Below are 19,673 nucleotides of genomic sequence, written 5' to 3'. Positions count from 1 at the left end.
CGCTGAAGCGATAACCGCACCCACCACTGCCGACGCTATCGCCAGCACCGAACCAACGCGAGGCCCAGCGCCGACGCATTGACATAGGGGCCCACTCCGGCTTCGCGGTGCGCCTGAGGTGAGCGTCCGCCAGCTCGGAGCGACCTTCAGGGTGCGTGACGTTGTCGCTGCACAAGCTGTGGGCGGGTTCGGGGTACGAGTACTTGACCCGGCAGGTGGCGCGGCAGGACGTGACGCACGCTGGCCGAGCCTCGCTGGCGTCGTACTACACCGAGCGGGGCGAGACGCCTGGGCTCTGGGTTGGTTCTGGGCTTGCCGGCGTGGACGGCTTGAAGGCTGGCGACGTCGTCACCTCCGAGCAGATGCAGTCACTGTTCGGGCAGGGTCGACACCCCCTGGCCGAGGCCAGAGTGGAGGCGGCTCGCCTCGCGGGACGCAGCTCACCCGAGGCGGAGCGAGAGCGGCGGCTAGGTGCGCCGTTCCGGCCTCGACGGAGGACGGACACGGCGTTCGAGGCCGAGGTCGCGCGGCGCGTAGCAGCGCGTGCAGCTTCGACAGCCGAGACGGCGGCTACGCAGGTCCTGCGGGCCGAGGTCGTCTCCGAAGTCGCCGGCGAGTGGTTCGAGCGCCGCCACGGGCGGGTGCCAGCGGACCCACGTGAGCTGTCGGCGGCAGTAGCGCGGTGGGCGGGCGGTCCGGCGCAGCCGGTCGCCGGCTTCGACCTGACGTTCTCGCCGGTCAAGTCGGTGTCGTCGCTGTGGGCGGTCGCTCCCCCAGCGATCGCGGCGGGGATCGAGCAGTGCCACCGCGCGGCGGTCGAAGACGCGTTGCGGTTCGTCGAGGAGCGGGCGTTGTTCTCACGGGAAGGAGCGCGGGGGGTACGTCAGGTCGAGGTGACCGGTTTGGTGGCCACGGCCTTCACCCATCGCAACTCTCGGGCGGGAGATCCGGACCTGCACACCCACGTCGCGGTGGCGAATAAGGCGCAGAGCCGCCAGGGCAAGTGGCTGGCGATCGACGGGCGCGTTCTCTACGCGGCGACGGTGGCCGCGTCGGAGACCTACAACACCGCCCTGGAACGTCATCTGGGGGAACGTCTCGGACTGCGGTTCGCGGCCCGTCCGGAGTCGGACTCGGCCGCAGCCGCGGCGCGTGCCGTGCGCGAGGTGGTCGGGGTCGACGCGCGGCTCCTGGAGGGGTGGTCCTCAAGGCGGCGCGACATCGACGCACGGCGTGCAGAGCTGGCGCAGGACTTCCAGGCACGGACCGGTCGCCCGCCGACCCGGCGGGAAGCGTGGGCGCTGGCGCAGCAGGCGACGCTCGAGACCCGTCAGGCCAAGCACGAGCCGCGGACGCTGGGCGAGCAGCGTGCCGCGTGGGCCGCGCAGGCCGCCGGCCTGCTCGGCAGTCGACGCGCCGTCGAGCGGATGGTCAGCCGTGCGTTGGCACCTCAGCCCGAGGTCGCTCGGCCGGCAGATGCCGACGCCGTCGCCGATCTCGCCGGTCAGGTCGTCGCCGCCATGGAGGCCGAGCGGGCGACGTGGGGTACTTGGCATCTCCAAGCGGAGGCGCAACGACGTCTTCGTGCCTTCGACGTTCCCCCCGGCATGGTCGAGCACGTGGCCGACCTCGTGGTCGGGGAGGCAGTCAATCGGTGCGTTCCCCTGTCCGGCCCGACCGGGGTCGAGGTTCCGGACGAGCTGCGCCGATCGAACGGCTCGTCGGCGTACGAGCTGACCGGCACCCAGCGCTGGACGTCGACCCGGGTGCTCGCTGCGGAGGAGCGGCTCCTCACTGCAGCAACCCGTCGCGGCGGCCGCTGTGTGGACCCGGCCACGGTCGAGGTCGTCCTGCAGGAGTCTGCGCTCGAGGGGCGGCCGTTGAACGCGGGCCAGGCCGGGCTCGTCCGCGATCTGGCCGGTTCCGGCGCCCGGCTCCAGCTGGCACTGGCTCCGGCGGGAACCGGCAAGACCACGGCACTGCGCGTCTTGGCGCGTGCCTGGACGGGCGGCGGGGGGAACGTCATCGGGCTGGCCCCATCCGCGGCGGCGGCCAGCGTGTTGGGACAGGAACTCGACGGTCCGACCGACACCCTCGCCAAGCTCGTCTGGTCCCTCGACCACCCCGGGTCGCCCCAGCCCAGCTGGGTCGCCGGTCTCGGCTCGGGCTCGTTGGTGGTGGTCGACGAGGCGGGGCTGGCAGACAGCCCGAGCCTGGCCCGAGCGGTCGAGCACGTGCTGAAGGTCGGCGCCTCGGTCCGGCTGGTCGGGGACGACCAGCAGCTCGGCGCGGTCGGCGCCGGCGGCCTGCTCCGCGACCTCGCCGCCCGGCACGGCGCGGTCCGGCTGGACGATGTCGTCCGCTTCACCGACCCGGCCGAGGCCGCCGCCTCGCTCGCGCTGCGCGACGGGCGAGCGGAGGCCCTCGGCTTCTACCTCGACGAGCACCGCGTGCATGTCGGCGTCCCGACGACCGCCGCCGACCAGTTGTTCGCCGCGTGGACCGCCGACCGTGCGACAGGGCTCGACAGCCTGATGCTGGCCCCGACCCGCGATCTCGTCGCCGACCTCAACGCTCGCGCTCGAACGGCGCGCCTCGACGCTGTTCCTACGTCCTCGCTCGCGTGGGAGGTGACCTTGGCTGACCGGAACCCGGCGAGCGCCGGCGACACCGTCATCACCAGGACAAACGACAGGCGCCTGACCACGGGCCGAGAATCGGGTCGGCGGTGGGTCCGCAACGGTGACCGGTGGTTGGTCGTCCAGGCGCACCCGGACGGGGTCCTGACCGTCCGCTCGCTCAAGGACGAGCAGACGATCACTCTGCCTGCCGACTACGTGGCCGCGTCGGTCGAGCTCGGCTACGCCAGCACCATCCACGCCGCGCAGGGCTCGACCTGCGACACGGTCCACGGTCTCCTCAACGGGCGCGAGACGCGTGCGCAGCTATACACGCTCCTGACGCGCGGCCGAATAGCGAGCCACGTCTACCTCCAGCTCGACTCGGACGCCCCGACGCACGAACTGGCAAGCTCCGACGCCGCACCGCTACAAACCGCGACCCAGGTGCTCGAGCGAGTCCTCGCCCGCGACAGCGACGACCGGTCCGCGACCGGGGCCCGAGATGATCTCCACGACCCCGCGCTCCGGCTCCCGGTCGAGATCGACCGGTACCTCGACAGCCTCCGCCTCGCCGCCGAACGCACCACCTCACCCCAGGTCGACGTCCACCTGATAGCGACCGCGGAGCGGCTCGTCCCGGGACTGACCGACGAACCCGCCTGGCCCACCCTCCGCTCCGAGCTCCTCCTCGGCGCCGCGACCGGCACCGACCCCGCCCACCGCCTCACGCTTGCCATTGCCGTCCAACCGCTGGACGACCCCGACCGCCCCGCGCAGGACCGCGCAGCGCTCCTGCACCACCACCTCGTCAATCGTCAGGCACCACCTGTCGGCGGCCCCCTCCCCTGGCTTCCCCCCATCGCCGACCGCCTCCTGACGCATCCCAGCTGGGGTCCTTACCTCACCGCCCGGGCCGCCCTCATCAGCGACCTCGCGCATCAGGTCGGCGCCCGGACCGTCGACGACGGCCGTACCGACAGGACTCGCCCGGGCTGGACGACCGTCCTGCCCGCCGGCCTCCAGCGACGCACGATCGGCGACATCGCCATCTGGCGGGCCAGCCATCGCGTACCGGACAGCGACCACAGCCCACTGGGACCACCACCGACCAGCCCCACGTCGCAGCGCTGGTTCCAGCACCTCGGCGCCGCCACCTCGACCACGGGACCGGAACAGACCGACGGCTTGCTCCCACCAGCGATCGGCCGTGAGTCGGATCCCTTCCGCAGCCAGTTCAACCGGTACCTCAACCGGCTTACCGCGTCGGGCGTCGACGTCCAGCCCGCGCTGCACGCGGCAGCCGCAGCTCGAGCGCTTCCCGACGACCACCCCTCCGCCGCGCTCTGGTGGCGCCTACACCGCCACCTCCCCGGCTCGACCCTCACGGCGTCGAAGGCATCACTGGGCGAAGGACGGGCTTCCGGTGAGCTGACCCCTCAAGCAGACCAGCCCACGCCCACCCAACCGATGACCCGGGAGGGCCGGGTCGACGTCGCGCTCCTGGTCGCCGGGCTGCTCCGCCTAGGCCAACCTCGACCGCTTCTCGCGCCACCTAGGGACGACCTGCCCGCACCACGGCGCTCGGAGCTGCTCAGGGTCAACGAGCTCACCCTGCGCTACTACCAGGACCAGTACCCGGGCTCCTGGTCCGCCCGCTACCTCGCCGAACGCTGCGGCACCGATCTCCACCAGGACCCCCGCTTCACACCCGGCCACGCTCCCTCCGGCTGGACCTCTCTCGTCGACCACCTCCGCAGGCACGACGTCGGCGACCAGGACATGCTCGACGCCGGCGTCGCCCGCCGCGCCGGCAACGGTCACCTCATCGACCTGTTCCGCGACCGTCTCGTCCTTCCTATCCGCAACACCGACCACGAGGTCGTTGCGTTCGTCGCGCGGCGCCACGACGGCCCAGACCACGCCGAAGGAGGGCCGAAGTACCTCAACACGCCAACGACGGCTCTCTACGACAAGAGCGAGAGCCTCTACGGCGTGCATCTCCTCTCCCCCTTGTCAGAGCCAGGAATTGACGAGGGTGCGCACTCCGGCAACGGCCGCGCCCAGCAGGAAGTCGTCCTCGTCGAAGGACCGATCGACGCCATCGCGGTCAACCTCGCCGCCCGTGACCACACCACCGGTGTCGCCGTCCTCGGTACCGCGGTGACCGACCACCAAGCCAGGCTGCTGGCCCGCCACACAACCAACGCCGTCCTCGGACTCGACCCCGACCCTGCCGGGTTCGTCGCGGCCGAGCGCGCCTTCTGGACCCTGACCGCCGCCAACCTCGACCCGAATGTGGCAACCCTGCCGCACGGGACGGACCCGGCCCAACTCTTCCACGACTCAGGCGCCGACGCCCTCGCAGCAGTGGTCGACCGGTCGCAGAGTCTCGGCGAACAGCTCGCCCGCCGCGCTGTCCGGACGACCTCGGGCCCCGAGCTGATCGACGCGCTCGTGCGAATCTCCGCAGCACGGCCGCCGCACACCTGGGCAGCGTCGCTAGGCGACTTCTCGGCCGGGTGCGGACTCAACCAGGCGCAGCTGCGCGAACAACTCCTCCAACACGTTCGCGGCACCGCCAGCGCGCCCACTGATCGACGTCACGTATCGAGTACCAGACGATCAAGCGTCGGTGACTCCATCACGTCGAGGCCTCGCGCGAACTCAGCGCTCGATCGATCTACAACAGCGGCTGACGCCGAGGTCAGCCCTCCTCAGCGCATGTTGATGCGACAAGGACCGCATCGATGACCGCTCAATGCCAAGACGCCCGGCTGACGAGAATCAAACGCGGTCCGGGTTTCAGGAGCTAGCACCGCACGTGAGGGTCGGCCAGTGTTGTCCACTCCCGCTCACGCCCCACGGTCGGCTCGCGCGAGCTATAGACCAGCATCCGAGGCACTCCTCCGGTCTCTGAGGCGAAGTGGCATTGAGCATTGCGTATCGCGCCTTGAGGCGTGTAGCACATTCGCCGAACGTCAGTAAGTGCTCCTGATCGGTGCGAACATGCCCCGGTGCCGATGACAGACCTGTCTCTCTTGAAGCTCCTCCTGAGTTGCAGGCATGGGCTCGATCGGCCGATCCCAGACGAGAAGTCTTTAGGCGCAGGGTGACGGTCAACCTCAGCTGGTGGAACGACGCCCTAGCTCGTCGGTGGCCGTCGATACCTCCGCTCAACGCTGGAGCAGCCCCAGCAGGCGCGACGGCAGGCCATGCCACTCTCATAAGCCTGCGCCAGCTGGTCGAACAACCCACTGGGCCGCGGCTGCAGGCAGCCTCAGTGTCGTGAGCCGGCTCCTGGTGGGCGTAAGCCTCGCCGTGCTCCTACTCCTTACTGCATGTACGCCGGCGTCCTCGCGAGACCAAACCCCAGCGGCAGCACCCGACAGGCGTGCGGCAGCGCGGACTGCACTTGACGGCCTTCGCGTGGTGGCGAGGCCCGTGGCGGATCCGAGCTATCGCCGAGCCGCGTTCGGACCGGCCTGGGCCGACGTCGACCACGACGGCTGCAGCCAGAGGAAGGACGCGTTGGCCGCGTCAGTGGACCGGACCCGACCCCTGACTGAACGCCGCAACAAACGGTGCGCCCACGACGTCATCGCAGGCACTTGGACCGATCCGTACACAGGTGCCCTCTTGACCTTCACCGACCTTACTGACACTCGACAGGCACAGCAGATCCCGATCGACCATGTCGTTGCGCTCGCGGTTGCCTACCGCTACGGAGCGAGCAGGTGGACGGCAGAGCTCCGCCTCGCCTTCGCCAACGATCTGTCCAACCTTCAGCCGACAGCCCGTGCGACGAACTTGTCGAAGAGCGACCGCGACCCAGCTGCGTGGAAGCCGGTCCGGGCCTTCCAGTGTCCTTACGCGACCCGCTATATCTCGGTAAAGGCGAAGTACGCGCTACCAGTCGACGTGTCGGAGAAGCGCGCCCTGAGCGAGATGCTGGACCGCTGCTAACGCAAGGCCTCCAACGCGGGCGACGACGCGGCCTCTCTCCGGAGTTGAATTGCTCGAGCCAGCTCGAGTGGGAGCTCCTGGTGGTACCTCCCTTTGGATGATGCTCGTCAGAACCTCCGCGCGGAGATGCAGTTCCTGCAACACTGCGCTTGCCTGGTGCACGGGTGGGGTGCAACTAGGCAGAGGGGAGCTCCCATGCTCGGCATCGGCATCTCAGCGACGAGATCGTGGGCCGCCGCGCTGCTGTTCAGCGCGCTCGTCGCCGCCTTCATGATCCTGCCGGCTCCAGCTGCTGAAGCTCACCGTGACGGATGCCACCGGTGGCACTCCTGCCCCTCCGACACCGGGTCCTACGTTTGCGGCGACCTCGGTTACTACAGCGAGTGCCCCGGCGGTAAGCCAAGCAAGGACGATTCCACGTCGGCGACACCAGAAACTGACTACGAGCCGCCGGACTACGAAGCGCCGAATACGCCTCACCTCGCTCGAAGCCTCACCGGAGCAGGCGGACGCGTCACGGTCAAGGTGCGGGCGGAGAAACGGTCCACCATCCGCGTGCGGACCGAGACGGGCAAGCAGGTCGCAAAGATCACTGCGTCCGGCAAACAGCAGAAGATCCGTTTCAAGGCCAAGACCGGCCACCGCACCTACACGGTGACCGCCACTGACAAGGCCGGCAACGAAAGCCTGGAGGCGACGACCACGGTCAATGTCGACGCCACCGCCCCCCGCCTCAGCCGCGTGATCGCAACCGCTGGGACCGACGTCACCGGCGCATCGTCGCTGTCGTTCACCAGCGACCCAGGCGCGACGTGGACTCTCACCGGCGCCGGACGCAAGTCGGTGCGCGGCACCGTCACCGAGCCGACCACCACGCTCGCCCTGTGGCTACCCAACGGTACCTACAAGCCATCACTTACTGTGCGCGACAAGATCGGCAACACCCGGGGCACGACCATGACAATGAGGGTGCGTGTTCCCCGGCCGTTGCTTCGAGCGACTCGGACCAGCGCGTCCACCGAACGTCGACTTGCCTACGCCCTTACCGGCACGCCGCGCAGCACCGGCAAGCTCATCTTGAAGCACCTCGACGCGGTCCCGTTCAGCATCGATGATCACGGCAGCGCGAGCATCGCGCTCGACGCCGTCGACGGCACCTACGGCCCTGGGCGTGCGGTCCTCACCGACTTCGCCGGCCGCACGACGACCGCAGCTCTTCCCGAGGTCGTGGTCGACACCACCGCCCCCACCCTCGACCTGACCGTCGACCCAGCCCAGGCCAAGACCGGCACCCTCTCTCTGCAGGTTGCCGCGGAGTTGGGTAGCACGGTCCGTCTCACCGCACCCTTGAAGGACATCGGGGGTGACGACGAACGACTGGCCGAGATGTTCACCGCCACCGCAGTGCCGACCCGTCTCATCCGACGCCCTGCCGCGGGCTCCTACACCGTCGTTGCGACCGCGGCAGACGCCGTTGGCAACACGACAACACGACAGGTCGACGTCGACATTGTCATCCCCGCCACCCCGACCGAGACGGCGCTTGGAATAGCCATCCTGCTGTGGTTTGCCGCTATACCCGTTGCGGCCGCGATCCTGATCTGGCACTTCCGCGGACGGATCGGGGCGTGGCGGGCACGCCAGGCGGAGGCAGCACGTAGGCGAAAAGCTCAACGCGCAGCGAGGGCCGCCGAGGCGGCCTACCGACGCCAACTCGCAGCCCACACACACGCACTCGGAATCCACCGTGCCGCACTTGCTGATTGGGAACGGCACCGTCGTCGCTTGAACGACTTGATCAGCAAAGCCAGCACTTTCCAACCGACGAACGACACGGAAGGACTGCTGCAGCTGAAGCGATCCGAGACCTGCTATGGCACCTTCTCGGCCGTCATGGTCGAGCAGCGAACCCGTCAAGGAGGGACCACCCTCGAGGACGCGGCCGCCGGCCAAGCCGTCATCACTAGCCACCGCGTCGTCTTCGTCGCGGACAAGAAACGAGAGTGGACCTTCACCAAGCTCGACCGCGTGGTCCAGGACGGCCCACTCACGCTGCTGTCCGTAAGTAATCGCAAGCAGCCCTCTGGACTTCGGCCAACCCCGGGAAGCCTCGACGACTTCCGGCTGCGGCTCGACCTCGCACTCGCCGACCGCTTGGGCGACCGACAAGACATCATTAGTCGCCGCCTCCGAGCACTCCACCTGCACGACCAGCAGAAACCGGTAGCGCCCACGCCCCCGATCCCCCCGACAGCGCCGCCCGCAACCACCGGTACGCCCACGACTACCTTGCGGTAAGGCATGCGACGTATCGAGGCCAAAGTCGCGGGACCGGATGCACCTGGGTTAGGCCGAGCGTCCCAACGACCGGAAGTCGAGACCCCGCGCTCGCGGCTCCCGTCGCGTCAGGGTGCTCCAGCGCCCATACTTCGACGCCGAACGACGGGGAGCAATCACCGCGCTTGATCGCGTCGACCAGCGCAAGTCCAGGCCAACACGCAGGTCGCTGGGCCGCGCCCGACCTCAGTAGGGCTGGTGGTCGGCGGCGCACCACTGGCCGATGCTGGCTCTCGTGCGGTCGAGGAACGCGGGCAGAACGACGCGGTGCCAGTGTTCGAGCGCAGTGCTGCTGGTGGTGTCCTCGGCTCGCCGTCGTTGGTCGGCGAGGACGGCGATGTCGTGGACGAGGTGGGGGTGGCGCGACCAGCAGGGTGGGATGGCGCTGTCGGGGTTCCAGGTGTGCTGGGCGTTGAGCCAGTCGACGACGTCGCCGAACCATGCGCGGAGCTCGTGGAGCAGGCCGGGGCTGGTGCAGGTGGCGGGTATCCACGGCCTCGGCAAGTCGGGCGGGGCCGGCGCGCTCAGCGCCTCCACCGCGTCCCACTCGAGCTGAACAGCGGCGAGGAGATCGCCACCGACGGGGAAGCGCACGATCTCCGCGAACTGCCCGTCCTTGGCACTCATCGTCTTGTCCGTCGTCCTTCCCTAGGAGGAGCAGGTCCCGCTCACGAGTCGCTTCCCCCGTTGCGCCGAAGCCAGCCTTGGTCCCGCAGGAGTTGTTGCCCTCGAGCACCACGCGTGGCTCGCCGGAGTTGGGCGATGAGGGGTGGCGCTTGATCAGCGAGGACGAGGGCGTGGCCCGGTGGGAGGAGGCGGATCTCGTCGTCGGTGAGCGTGGCGAGATCCTCGCCGCTGATGTTCCGGCTCCGGGCTGTCCCGAGGCTTCCGGTCGTCCAGCTCACCCGCGGCGTACGGGTGCGTCCCGACAGCCGGGTGAGGTGCTGGGTGAGGGTGGCGTCGGTGGTGCCGCCGAAGACGACGAGGACGTTGGTGAGGCCGAGCAGCGTCTGGGCGCCGGTGGTGCCGAAGCGGGCGACGAGCTGGGTCCAGGTCTGCGCGGCCCAGACGAAGGAGATGCCGAGGGCGCGGTCGTTGGCCATGCGGGTCTGCAGGGTGGGCAGCGGGGCGATGGAAGGGAGCTCGTCGAGGCAGGCGAGCAGTGGCGGGCACAGCCTGCCGTACGGGCTGGTGTGGGCGAGGTGGAGGGCGGTGTCGAGGACGTCTTCGGCGATGGCGGTCATGAGCGGCGTGGCTGGAGCGTAGGGGTCGTCGCGGCCGAGCAGGTACACGGTCCCCCGCCGCTGCAACACGTCGGCGAGGTCGGTGGCCGGGGTCTGCGGGGTCGGCGTGCAGCGGGCGCGAAGCGCAGGCTGGAAGAACAGGCCGAGGGCTTGCTGGACGGTGGTGGCGGTGTTCGCGGCGGTGCGGTCGTCGCCGTGGAGGGCGGCGTGCAGCAGGCCGTGCCACTGGGGCGCGGCGCCGGGGTGGCGGCGCAGGATGTGGACGGGTTCGACGGCGGCAGTGGGGTCGGCGACCCAGCGCAGCAGCTGGTCGAGGGGGTGTCCGGCGAGTGCCGCAGCGTGGAGGAAGCCAGCGGTGACCTTCGCGGCTTCAGCGGCGTAGAAGCGGGACGCGTCGCTCCCTCCTCCCCCACCACCGGCGCCGTCGGCGCCGCTCAGGCCGCCGCAGAAGGCCTGGGCCCGGCGATGCGCGATCCAGGGGTCGGCGCAGCCAGCGATCGGGTCCCACACGAGCGGCGTGAGATGGGGCGCGAGGCCGAAGGGGTCGGCCACGACGCACGGACGGTCCGGGCCCGGCAGGTCGGCGCTCCCGCCGGAGTGCGGCAATCGGTGGTGACGGCGATGGTTCCAGGTGAGGTAGAGGTCGTCGGGTTTCGTCGTGCTCACCAGCGCTGCTCCGGGAGCGTCGAGCAGGGCCGGGACGAGGAGGTCGAGGGTCTTGCCGCTGCCCTGGGGTCCGAGGACGCCGGTGGTGCGGTCCCACGGCACCCAGAGCTGCTGCCTGGTGGACGGGGTGTGGGCGCGGCCGAGTCGCCATCCAACCTGGGTCGCATCGAAGCTGGTTTGAGCCGTCCGGGACGTCGCCGTTCGCCGTTGCCGGTCCGGGTGCCTCATCGGCGTCTCCTTCGGCCCGCGGACCATTGGCCTCGATGGTGCAGGTCGGGTCGGATGAAGTTCGCCGTGCTGCGAAGCCGGCGAATGCCGAGGACGGTGTCGACCTGGGCCGGAGTGGCGAAGCCCTGCGGCCGGTAGGGGCTCCAGCGCCGCCAGGCCCACCGCAGCGCGAGAACCGTGGGGACGAGGGTGACCAGCTGGACGAGCGCGATGATGAGCCAGAGCACGGTTGACGCGGCAGCGCGGGCAGGGTGTGGGTCGAGCCCGGCGCCGGCGTCGCCGGTGATGACCGCGAGGGTGGTTGTGGGCCAGGTCTCGGGGGGCGCGAGCTGCCAGTGTCCGGTGGTGAGGCCGTTGGCGAGGGCGCGTCCGGCCTGGACGCCGAGCAGGACGACAAGGGCGGGGACGCCGAGCAGAAGGGCGGCGGGTTCCCAGGTCCACGGGTAGGGGGTGCGGCGCCGTTCCTGCTGGCTCACGGTCGGGCCTCCGGGACTGCGTTCGCCGCCCGTCCGGTGGTGGCGGCGGGCGACCGGGTTCCTACCGGGCGCCAGATCTCGTAGCGGTGGTGGCGTGGTTGGTAGGTGAAGTGGCCGACACCCTGGCGCGTATTGTGCGCCTCGATGGTGGTGCGACGGGTGGGGTCCTGGACGAGGACGACGTGGCCGATGGTGCGGGGGCCGAGGTAGGAGTCCCAGAAGATCAGGTCGCCGGGTTGTTCGTGGCCGGGTGGGATGCGGGTGCCGTGGCCGTCGGCGAGCCAGTCGCGCTGGTCCTGCGCGATGCGCGGCAGCCGGACGCCGACCGTGGCCCAGGCGGCTTGGGTGAAGCTGGAGCAGTCCCAGGCGTGGGGGCCGGCCGCGCCCATGCGGTAGGCGTCGCCGGTGTGGCTGTCGGCCCACCGCAGCACCCGCGCGACGGCGTCCGCGGGTGTCGGGCCGGCTTCGTCGCCGGCGATGACCGCCGGGTCGGCGTCGTTCGGGGGACTCGACGAGGCGGTGGCTGCGAGCGCGAGGGCGGCGGCGAGGGGTAGGACGAGCAACGCCGCGCCGAGGGCAGTGAGCGCGACGAGGAGGCGGGTCATCCGGTGCTGCCGTTGCTGCTCGAGCGGCTGGGGTTTCGGCCGTCTCGGAGGCGGCTGTTGGTGTCGTAGAGCTGCTGCTCGAGCGGGTGCAGGACGGTCTGGACCCGGTGCAGTCGAGGGCCGAGGCACCAGACGGCTCGACCGGTGCCGTGCATGGCCCAGCCGGTGACGGCCTGCCGGGCGACCGGGCCGAGTCCGAGGATGTGGTCGAGGTCGTCGGCGGTGGCCGGGTCTTGTCCGTGGAGGATGCGGATGTCGGTGAGGTGGAGCAGGTCGCGGGCGATCTCGACGGCCTGGCTGCCGGTGTCGCCGGCGGTGAGCAGGTCGGACGGTTTGTGCGCGACCGCGATCTGGATGTCGCCGGTCGATCGCGACAGCCGCAGGTCGGCGTCGAACGCGGCGACGGCGTCGACGCCGAGGCGGAGCTGCTTCCACGCCTCGTCGCGCACCACTAGCCGGGGCCGACCCGGGCCTTCTCCTGAGCCTTTCGTGCCGGTGGACGGTCGGGTGGCGGCGGCCCAGGCGTTCAGGCAGAGCAGCGCGGTGCCGACGGCGTCGTCGCCGGCGGCGTTGAGGCGGGCGAGGGAGAGGCTTTGGATCGGCGCGTCCGGGTCGAGACGCACGGTGGTAGGGGCGTCGAACAGCCCGGCGAGGGTGCCGGTGACGAGCTGGCCGAGCGAGTCGCGCAGCAACCTGGTCTCGTCGAGGAAGTGCCGAGCGTCGGCGTAGCTGCAGGCGTCGATCAGCTCCTGCGTCGGCTGGGCGAGCCGCTGCCACAGCAGCGGAACCGTCACCGGTGCGAGTCGCGTGCCTGCGCGGTTCACGCCGGTCACGTCGCGCAGCGCGTGGGTGACGACGGTGGTGTCCGTCGGGGTGACCGGGGCGCGGCCGCCGCTGCGTCGGGCTGCGCCGACGAGCGCGGCCGTGAGCCGTACCCAGTGCCCGATGGTGGCGTCGAGCTCGGCTTGATCACCGGGGCGAGTGGCATGGGTGTCGTACGGGTTGAGGCGGGCGGGCAGGCCGGGGCCGAGGTCGACGGGTTCGACACCGAGCGCGCGGCACAGCGGGGCGTACTCGTCCTTGGGGTCGCCGAGGACGAGGGTGCGGTGGCCGAGGTCGGCCATCCGCAGGATCAGTGCCTTGATGGTGGCGGACTTGCCCCGGCCGGGCTTGCCGAAGACGAACACGTTCGGGTTCGCGACGGGCAGGTTGGGGTCGAGGACCCATCCAGCCGGGTCGGCGTGGAACAGCCCGCCCGACCCGAGGTCCCAGCCCATCAACGCCCCGGTCGCGGGCGGCGCCTGCCCGGCGATCAGCGGCCACAGCACCGGCGCCTGGTCTGAGGTCATCCGCCACCGCCACCGCGACACGGCCGGCCGGACCGGACGCGACCACATTGGGCGCTGCCGAGAACGACTGATGGGGAGGGCCATGGCCGCAAGGTGGGTGCCGCCAGCACTGCTGCGCGCGTGGCGCCTCATCGGGCGCCGCCCGCGCGCTCGAGGGTGTGGCCGAGGGGGATGCAGCCGGTGGCGAAGGCGGTGTCGTGGGCGAGGTCGAGGCGTTGTGCGGCGAACCCGGCCCGCCGGACCGACGCCTCGAGACTCCGGACGGCGTCGCCGATCCGCACCTGGTCGGTCCTGCTCGGGTCGGAAACACTGGTGAGGGGTGTGGCGGGAACGGTGGTGGTGGCGATGGCGTAGGGGCGCACGAGAGCAGCGCCGGCGACGAGCTTGGCGTCGACGCCGCGGGCGGTGGCCTGGTCGGCGCGTGTCTTAGCCCGCGGCCGGACCCCGGCGCGAGTGCGAAGGCCGTCGCCGAGGTCGGCGGCCCACTCCCGCGACGCGGTGACCCGATCGGCGACCGTCGCCGTGATCACCGGGTACGCGACGAGCAGGCAGCGGCGCTCCCCCACCGTGCCGCCGGACAGGACCGGTGCGAGCGCGCCGAGGGTGGCGCCGCGGGCAGGGAGCAGCACAGACACCGACGCCGACTCCCAAGCGTCGTGCGCGTAGGACAGGGGCGCGGTGTTCGTGTGCGCCGGCCCGGCTGCCGCCCATGGGACCCCGACCTCCGTCTGCTCCTCTCCGGTCCGCGGCCGCGCGTCGACCAGGACGGCGTGGCTGTCGGGGTGGTAGCCGGTACGGCAGGCCTGGGCCAGCCCGGACGCGTCCAACCAGTCGACGAGCTCGATGCCGCACCGAGCGCTGGCCTGCTGCCCGACTTCCGCCGCTGCGGCGGCGAGCAGGCTGAGCTGGTCGTCCTGCCGGTTCTTAGCCCCTCGGACAGACCTTCCACGCCGGGCCTGCTTGCGCAGCCTCGCGTCAGGCACGACGAGGACGAGGAACGCCTCCGAGTACCTAGCGGCCGGCGTCAGGTGACGGCGCAGACCATCATGAACCGTGCGCGCCAGTTCGGCAGCGTCAGCCGGGAATACGCCGGGTGTTGGTGCCGAGGGCTCTCGACCGTCGTGGAGCCAGCGTTCCCGCTCGGCTCCGTCGTCGGGGCACGCCCGGATCAGGAGCTGGAGCTCGCTGACGAGCTCGGTGCGGCACGCGGTGTCGAGCAGCGCGGCCAGCCCATCCCCGCGCACATCACGCTCCGCTCCCGTCAGCCAGCCGAGGTCACCGTGAGTGATCCGAGCAGCCAGGGCCCACGACCGTGCGGCCCGGTCCTGCACCACCCCGACCATGCCGCTCGACTCGCGGGCGGCGACCTGGTGAATGAGCAGCTGGTCGAGGGGTGGAGGCAGGTCGGGCGCCCCGGCGGGTCCGGCGAGGCCTGTGGCCAGGCCGCTGCGCCACGTCGTCGCGCCGGCGAGCCGGAGCGCGAGGAAGGTCGCCGAGGCGACAGTCCACCCGACCGCGCTGCGGCCGCGGACCGGGACGACGACCAGCGCCAGCAACCCGACCCAGCCGAGCAGCCCGGCGAACGCGCCCGCCCACCATCCTGTCCGCGCGGCCCAGCAGGTGGGAAGCGCACCCGCGGCCAGCAACCCCAGCTGCAACCCCGTCAGGCCGAAGAACCAGCCGACCCGGTCGCGCTGGTAGTCCCGGTACACCCGGCCGGTCACGAGTCGTACCCCCGAACCGCACGGGAGTCGAGTGAGCACCCCGGCCTCGCGGCAGAGCGGACCCGGCTCCTCATACCGGCACCATCGGAACGGCGCCCGCTTCCGCCACGGCCGCACCCGACCCTTCTGACTGGGGCCCGCCCGACGCCCCACCCGACGGCGCGCGACCCGTAGGGGCTCCGGCAGCGGAGTCCCCGGAACCGGACGCACCGCCCTGGGAAGCGCCGGTGTGCTCCCGTGCCGGGGACTGCGCAGGACTGGTAGGAGAGGCGGTCGAAGCCGGAGGCTTGCCGCCCGAGCCGGCGCCGGCTTGAGCGCCGGTCGAGGACGCGCTGCCCTGCAGCTGGCGCTCCGCGTCGTCGCGGCGGTCGGCCGACGCGTCGGAGCCCGACGAGCCGGTCGTCGACGCGTCGTCGGCCCCCGATCCGCTCGACGTCGTCGCCGCCTCCTCCGCGGCGGAGGGCCCGCCACCGGGTCCGGCGAGCATGAGGCCGGTCCGCAGCGCCGAGGCGAGGGCGTGGCGGAACGCGCCGCCGGACGGCGTCGCCGGGTCGACGAACGCCAACAGCCGGAACAGCGCCACCGGCGCGAAGCAGGACGTCAGAATCAGCAGCACTCCCGGTAGCGCCGAGCCCACGGCGCGCACCGCGCCGTCCGACAGACCGGCGGTCACCCCGCTTGTGGTTTGGACCCCGACCCCGAGGAGCAGCGCCATGAGCAGCGGGGTGAGCGCAGCGGCGTGGAACCAGCGCACGCTGCGCCAGAACCAGCCCCGACCCAGCTCACCCATCAACCCCGCCGCGGCGATCGGCGTCGTCGCCGCCAGCACCAGCAAGGCCACCGCCCGGCCGAGCATCACCAGCACGTGACCCAGCGCGGCCAGCCAGAGCACCATCCCGAGCAGCCCAAGGACCGTCGCGACCGTCACGTCCACCGCCTGCTCCGGCGACACACCGAGGGCTGGTCGCCACCCGGCGAACGACGACACGTGCAGCAGGCTGCGCAACACGGCGCGGGTCAAGCCCCCGCACACGGCGACCACCGCGCTCGCCCAGGCGACCCAACCGGCCCAGACCACGACGAACTTCGCGCAGCCCAGCAGGGCGGCACCCAGGCTGCGCGCGTCGCGTCGCAGCAACGTCACCAGCAGCTGCGCCAGCAGCATCAGCAGCCCCAGCGCCGCGGCGAGCCAGAACGTCAGCCCGTACGCCTCGCCCGCCGGCCCGCCGCTACGGAGGTCCGGGGTGAGAAGCGCATCTTCGAGGTGCAGGACCAGGCCCAGCAGCCAGAGCCCGGCGTTCCACAAGCCGAGCATCGCCACTTGCCACGCCTCGGCCGCCACCCCGCCCAGTAGTCCGGACCCCGGAACCCAGGGGACGCCCGGCGTCACCGGCCCTCCGCCGTCAGCGAGTCGATCAGCGCGAGAAGCTGCTCGACCAGGAGCATGCGGCGGCCGCCTGTGTTGTCGCGCATCAGATGCACCCGGAGCCGAGGATCGACTGCAGCATCCCCGGCAGCACCAGGTACGCGATGGCGCAGAGGAACACCACCACGATGCTGACCACGCCGAGCTTCGACGACTGCGGCATGGAGAACAGCCGGCCCGCGACGATCGCGCCGATGGAGACGACCAGAGCCACGACGAACATCACCTTGACGCCCCACTGCACGTAACCGGTGATCTGGTCCACGTAAGCCTGCGCACCTGCCGGTGCCACCGGGCACGTCTCGAGCAGCGTCCATCCCCAGCCGGTCACGACGCGTCCAACCGGTCATCGCGCGTTGCGTCCGGGGCTGCGGGGCCAGCCGTGCGCCACCCGTCCGTCGTGGACGCCGGGGAGGCTTCCATGACCGGCTGGTCGGACGCCTCTCGCGCCTCCGCCACCTCGGCGTCGGTGACGTCGAGCAGCGTCTGCCGTGCTCTACGCACAGCGTGCAGCTGGGCGACGCAGTCGTCGAGCCAGCCGAGAAGCGCCTCCTCCTGACGGATCAGCTCCAGCAGCGCCACGGTCTGCCGCAGAGCTCCGTCCACCCTCGCCGGCTGCTCCTCCCGCAGCGTCCAGCCCGCACCGGAGGCGGCCCGACGAGGCGAGCGCGGGCTGATCATGCGGCCTCGATCAGGCCAGCGCGGTGGGCGTCAGCCATCCTGACGACGATCCGGCGGATCCGTCGACGCACAGTCGCCGGCGACAGTCCCGCCTCCTCGGAGACCTGGCTCACCACGCGGTCCGCAAGCAGGCCGCCGCAGCCGCGACGGGCACCAGCGCCGGCCGTCCGGGCCTGCTCCAGCAACACGCCCAGCAGGTCCCGGTCCGCCAGGGACAGCGTTCCGGTGGCTGCTGCGTCGGCGATCAGCCCCTCAAGCTCGACGGACGCATCTGGGCCGGCTTGAAGCGGCGCCTCCGAGAGCTGCTCCCACCAGAGACTGTGCGGGTCGACGACACGGAGCCGACCGCCGTCACCTCGAGCGACAGGTCCCTCCGCCGACAGCTCGCTCGCCAGCACCCTGGCGCGGGTGTTGGCGAGCACGTTCGCCGCGACCTTCTTCAGTCGTTCCCAAGGGAACGCCCGGACCTCCAACCACAGCTGCGTCGCCACCAGCCGATCGACGTCCGGGGACAGGCCACGAAGGCGGTGGGCCAGTGCGCGCGCCCCAGGCAGCAGCGCCCACGCCACGACGTCGACCGCTTGCGGCTCGTCATTGCCCGACGGAGAGCCGACGTGTACCAGCGCGTGCAGCACGCGATCCGCCTCGGGAGGCGCCGCGGACCTCAGCCACGGAGCCAAGGTGTCCAACCCGGTTGGCCCGGCCAGCAAGGCCGTCGACGCGGACCACCTGGGCCAACAACTTGACGCTGCCACCATCGACGGGCTTCCCAGCCCACCCTCCAGACCCAACTCTCTCGCCACGCTCACCGCTGACCTCCCTGGTTCTTGCTCGACAGCAAGAACCTGAGGCGGTGACGTCACCCGACGGTCGACCTCGGCGGCCGCACAGCAACCAGGGACACCTGGGGGAACGAGGCAAAGCTCCTACTCAGACGGCGTTCCCCAGCGTTCCCCCACGGCAGCTCTTATGGTTGCCCGACCTGGCCGGCTACGACGCGACGAGAACCTGCGACCTTGCGGCGGCTCAACCAATGCTCCGTCGCACACCTCGCCGTCGAGGTGGTCCAGCAGAGGCGCCCCTTGCTTGACCACCGCCAACCGGGCCAGTGCACCGTCGTCGAGTGCCGGCACAGCCGCACGTCAAAGGCTCTCGAGGAACCATGACTAGTGCACGAAAGACGACCCCTCGTACGGAACACGCAGATCGAGCCGTGCTAGAACGCTCGGCGATTGCGGAGGCCATTCCAAGGCGGACCCTCAGGCAGGTCCTCTAGCTGCAGAGGTGAGATTTCGCAGTAGACCGACGGTCATGCTGGCCAGACCGACCAAGAAGATCCCGACGATCACCCATGTGAACGCCGACCCGCTAGTGACGCCCGCAACGACTAGGCAGCCAGCAGCAACCACTGCAAACCCGATGAGCAGGAGCCTCGTGCGCGTGGTCAGCGGCTCACTCGCGCCAACCGGAGTGAAGACCCGGAGTTGAACAAGGGCCCCGACCGCGACAGCCAGGGAACTTCCTGCCATCATCCACGCCCCCTCTCGACCGAGGAGGGCCAGTACCAGGCTCACCGCACCAAGCAGCAGCATCACGACTAAGACGGCCATCAGACCTCGATGACGAGCCACCGGAGACATATTCGTCAGTATCCGTCGCGAGGGGACTTCGCGCAGACCCGGTTGAGAAGTTTAGTCAGTAGCGCGTGAGTCAGCGCACGCACTGCGTTTGTCCTGCGAGCACCGATGCGTCGCCGCAAGCCGTCCGTCCTACGGGCGCCCGTAAGACGACCGTCTCGCGAAGCACCTGACCAGCCCTCGTGCGAAGCGCGACAGAGCTACAGCTTCTGCAAAGCGTCCAGCGACTTCCTCGAATGGTCGGCGGCCAACATCGCACCGATGGCGTAGTTCCGACCTACGAGCCGGTCCAGCTCCTGCAAGATGCGTCTGGCATCGCGCTTACCTGGCGCGTCGAACCAGCCGTTGTTGCCGGCAAAGTCGAGATCCTTCAAGAGGTCGGATACCGGCTCCGCCGGCGCCGCGATGGGCTGCCGGGTCACTATGTCGACGGCTCCTAGTGCGGCAGCCCATCCGTCTAGCCAGTGATCGTTGCCCCAAGCAACATAGACCAGTGGGCGGCGATGTCCGAACTTTTCGAGCCCGGCCACACCGATGCAGTATGCAAGCAGCGGTCCAGGTCCAACACGGGCGGCCGTCTTCACCGACGTCGTCTGACGGCCTCGAGCAAAGGACTTGATGAGGTCGCTGTAGTCGACGGCCTGTGGGGTCACCAGCCCAGCTCGAAGGCCCGTGCTTTGTTCGAGTCCCTCTGTCCAACGAATTGCGGCCAAGGT

14 protein-coding genes are annotated in these 19,673 nt (G+C 70.7%); 3 read left to right on the top strand and 11 right to left on the bottom strand.

The window, feature by feature from the left end:
• The first annotated feature begins 155 nt into the window (after nucleotides 1–155).
• The 3 genes from mobF (at nucleotide 156) to BMY04_RS20440 (ending at nucleotide 8,882) form a co-directional block, all read left to right on the top strand.
• Nucleotides 156–5,372 (top strand): MobF family relaxase, encoded by a 5,217-nt coding sequence (gene mobF / locus BMY04_RS20450; protein ID WP_091186122.1) that lies wholly within the window; start codon nucleotides 156–158, stop codon nucleotides 5,370–5,372.
• 378 nt (nucleotides 5,373–5,750) lie between these two features.
• Nucleotides 5,751–6,584 carry an HNH endonuclease family protein gene (locus BMY04_RS23640; protein WP_332452344.1) on the top strand — a complete coding sequence of 278 codons (834 nt, stop codon included), beginning with the start codon at nucleotides 5,751–5,753 and terminating at the stop codon, nucleotides 6,582–6,584.
• A gap of 195 nt (nucleotides 6,585–6,779) precedes the next feature.
• Complete coding sequence (locus tag BMY04_RS20440; RefSeq protein ID WP_139210052.1) at nucleotides 6,780–8,882, top strand: hypothetical protein; 2,103 nt, start codon at nucleotides 6,780–6,782, stop codon at nucleotides 8,880–8,882.
• Nucleotides 8,883–9,107: 225 nt separating this feature from the next.
• Here BMY04_RS20440 and BMY04_RS20435 read toward each other — a convergent pair whose 3' ends face one another.
• From BMY04_RS20435 to BMY04_RS22540, 11 genes are all read right to left on the bottom strand, one after another.
• Complete coding sequence (locus BMY04_RS20435) at nucleotides 9,108–9,548, bottom strand: hypothetical protein (RefSeq protein ID WP_091186113.1); 441 nt, start codon at nucleotides 9,546–9,548, stop codon at nucleotides 9,108–9,110.
• A gap of 41 nt (nucleotides 9,549–9,589) precedes the next feature.
• Nucleotides 9,590–10,933 carry a type IV secretory system conjugative DNA transfer family protein gene (locus BMY04_RS20430; RefSeq protein WP_232506543.1) on the bottom strand — a complete coding sequence of 448 codons (1,344 nt, stop codon included), beginning with the start codon at nucleotides 10,931–10,933 and terminating at the stop codon, nucleotides 9,590–9,592.
• 122 nt (nucleotides 10,934–11,055) lie between these two features.
• Complete coding sequence (locus tag BMY04_RS20425) at nucleotides 11,056–11,535, bottom strand: hypothetical protein (RefSeq protein ID WP_091186110.1); 480 nt, start codon at nucleotides 11,533–11,535, stop codon at nucleotides 11,056–11,058.
• Nucleotides 11,532–12,140: a C40 family peptidase gene (locus tag BMY04_RS20420; RefSeq protein WP_091186105.1), complete on the bottom strand. Its 609-nt coding sequence runs from the start codon at nucleotides 12,138–12,140 to the stop codon at nucleotides 11,532–11,534. Before BMY04_RS20420 ends, BMY04_RS20425 begins: the two co-directional genes overlap by 4 nt.
• Nucleotides 12,137–13,489, bottom strand: coding sequence for an ATP-binding protein (locus BMY04_RS20415; RefSeq protein ID WP_139210051.1), 1,353 nt, complete (start codon nucleotides 13,487–13,489; stop codon nucleotides 12,137–12,139). The genes BMY04_RS20420 and BMY04_RS20415 overlap by 4 nt, the downstream gene beginning before the upstream one ends.
• Nucleotides 13,490–13,617: 128 nt before the next feature.
• A complete protein-coding gene (locus tag BMY04_RS20410; protein ID WP_091186095.1) occupies nucleotides 13,618–15,213 on the bottom strand; it encodes an SCO6880 family protein in 1,596 nt (531 codons plus the stop codon).
• Nucleotides 15,214–15,283: 70 nt separating this feature from the next.
• Entirely contained in the window at nucleotides 15,284–16,534 is a 1,251-nt protein-coding gene (locus BMY04_RS20405; protein WP_139210049.1) for a hypothetical protein, read from the bottom strand.
• Nucleotides 16,535–16,685: 151 nt separating this feature from the next.
• The gene (locus BMY04_RS20400) at nucleotides 16,686–16,904 is read right to left on the bottom strand and encodes a hypothetical protein (protein ID WP_232506542.1); all 219 of its coding nucleotides are present in this window, start codon (nucleotides 16,902–16,904) and stop codon (nucleotides 16,686–16,688) included.
• 62 nt (nucleotides 16,905–16,966) lie between these two features.
• Nucleotides 16,967–17,320 carry a hypothetical protein gene (locus BMY04_RS20395; RefSeq protein ID WP_091186085.1) on the bottom strand — a complete coding sequence of 118 codons (354 nt, stop codon included), beginning with the start codon at nucleotides 17,318–17,320 and terminating at the stop codon, nucleotides 16,967–16,969.
• The gene (locus BMY04_RS20390) at nucleotides 17,317–17,955 is read right to left on the bottom strand and encodes a hypothetical protein (protein ID WP_091186081.1); all 639 of its coding nucleotides are present in this window, start codon (nucleotides 17,953–17,955) and stop codon (nucleotides 17,317–17,319) included. The genes BMY04_RS20395 and BMY04_RS20390 overlap by 4 nt, the downstream gene beginning before the upstream one ends.
• 1,202 nt (nucleotides 17,956–19,157) lie before the next feature.
• Entirely contained in the window at nucleotides 19,158–19,610 is a 453-nt protein-coding gene (locus BMY04_RS22540; protein ID WP_139210047.1) for a hypothetical protein, read from the bottom strand.
• Between the last annotated feature and the right edge of the window lie 63 nt (nucleotides 19,611–19,673).

The sequence above is a fragment of the Microlunatus flavus genome (assembly GCF_900110855.1).
GTDB lineage: Bacteria > Actinomycetota > Actinomycetes > Propionibacteriales > Propionibacteriaceae > Microlunatus > Microlunatus flavus.
The sequence above is the reverse complement of the archived record's forward strand: the minus strand, read 5'-3'. Positions and strand labels throughout refer to the sequence as shown.

Bases quoted from the DNA above. Each gene is read 5' to 3' on its own strand.
- BMY04_RS20440 (WP_139210052.1), top strand. From the start codon at position 6,780: ATGCTCGGCATCGGCATCTCAGCGACGAGATCGTGGGCCGCCGCGCTG.
- BMY04_RS20435 (WP_091186113.1), bottom strand. From the start codon at position 9,548: ATGAGTGCCAAGGACGGGCAGTTCGCGGAGATCGTGCGCTTCCCCGTC.
- BMY04_RS20420 (WP_091186105.1), bottom strand. From the start codon at position 12,140: ATGACCCGCCTCCTCGTCGCGCTCACTGCCCTCGGCGCGGCGTTGCTC.
- BMY04_RS20415 (WP_139210051.1), bottom strand. From the start codon at position 13,489: ATGACCTCAGACCAGGCGCCGGTGCTGTGGCCGCTGATCGCCGGGCAG.
- BMY04_RS20395 (WP_091186085.1), bottom strand. From the start codon at position 17,320: ATGATCAGCCCGCGCTCGCCTCGTCGGGCCGCCTCCGGTGCGGGCTGG.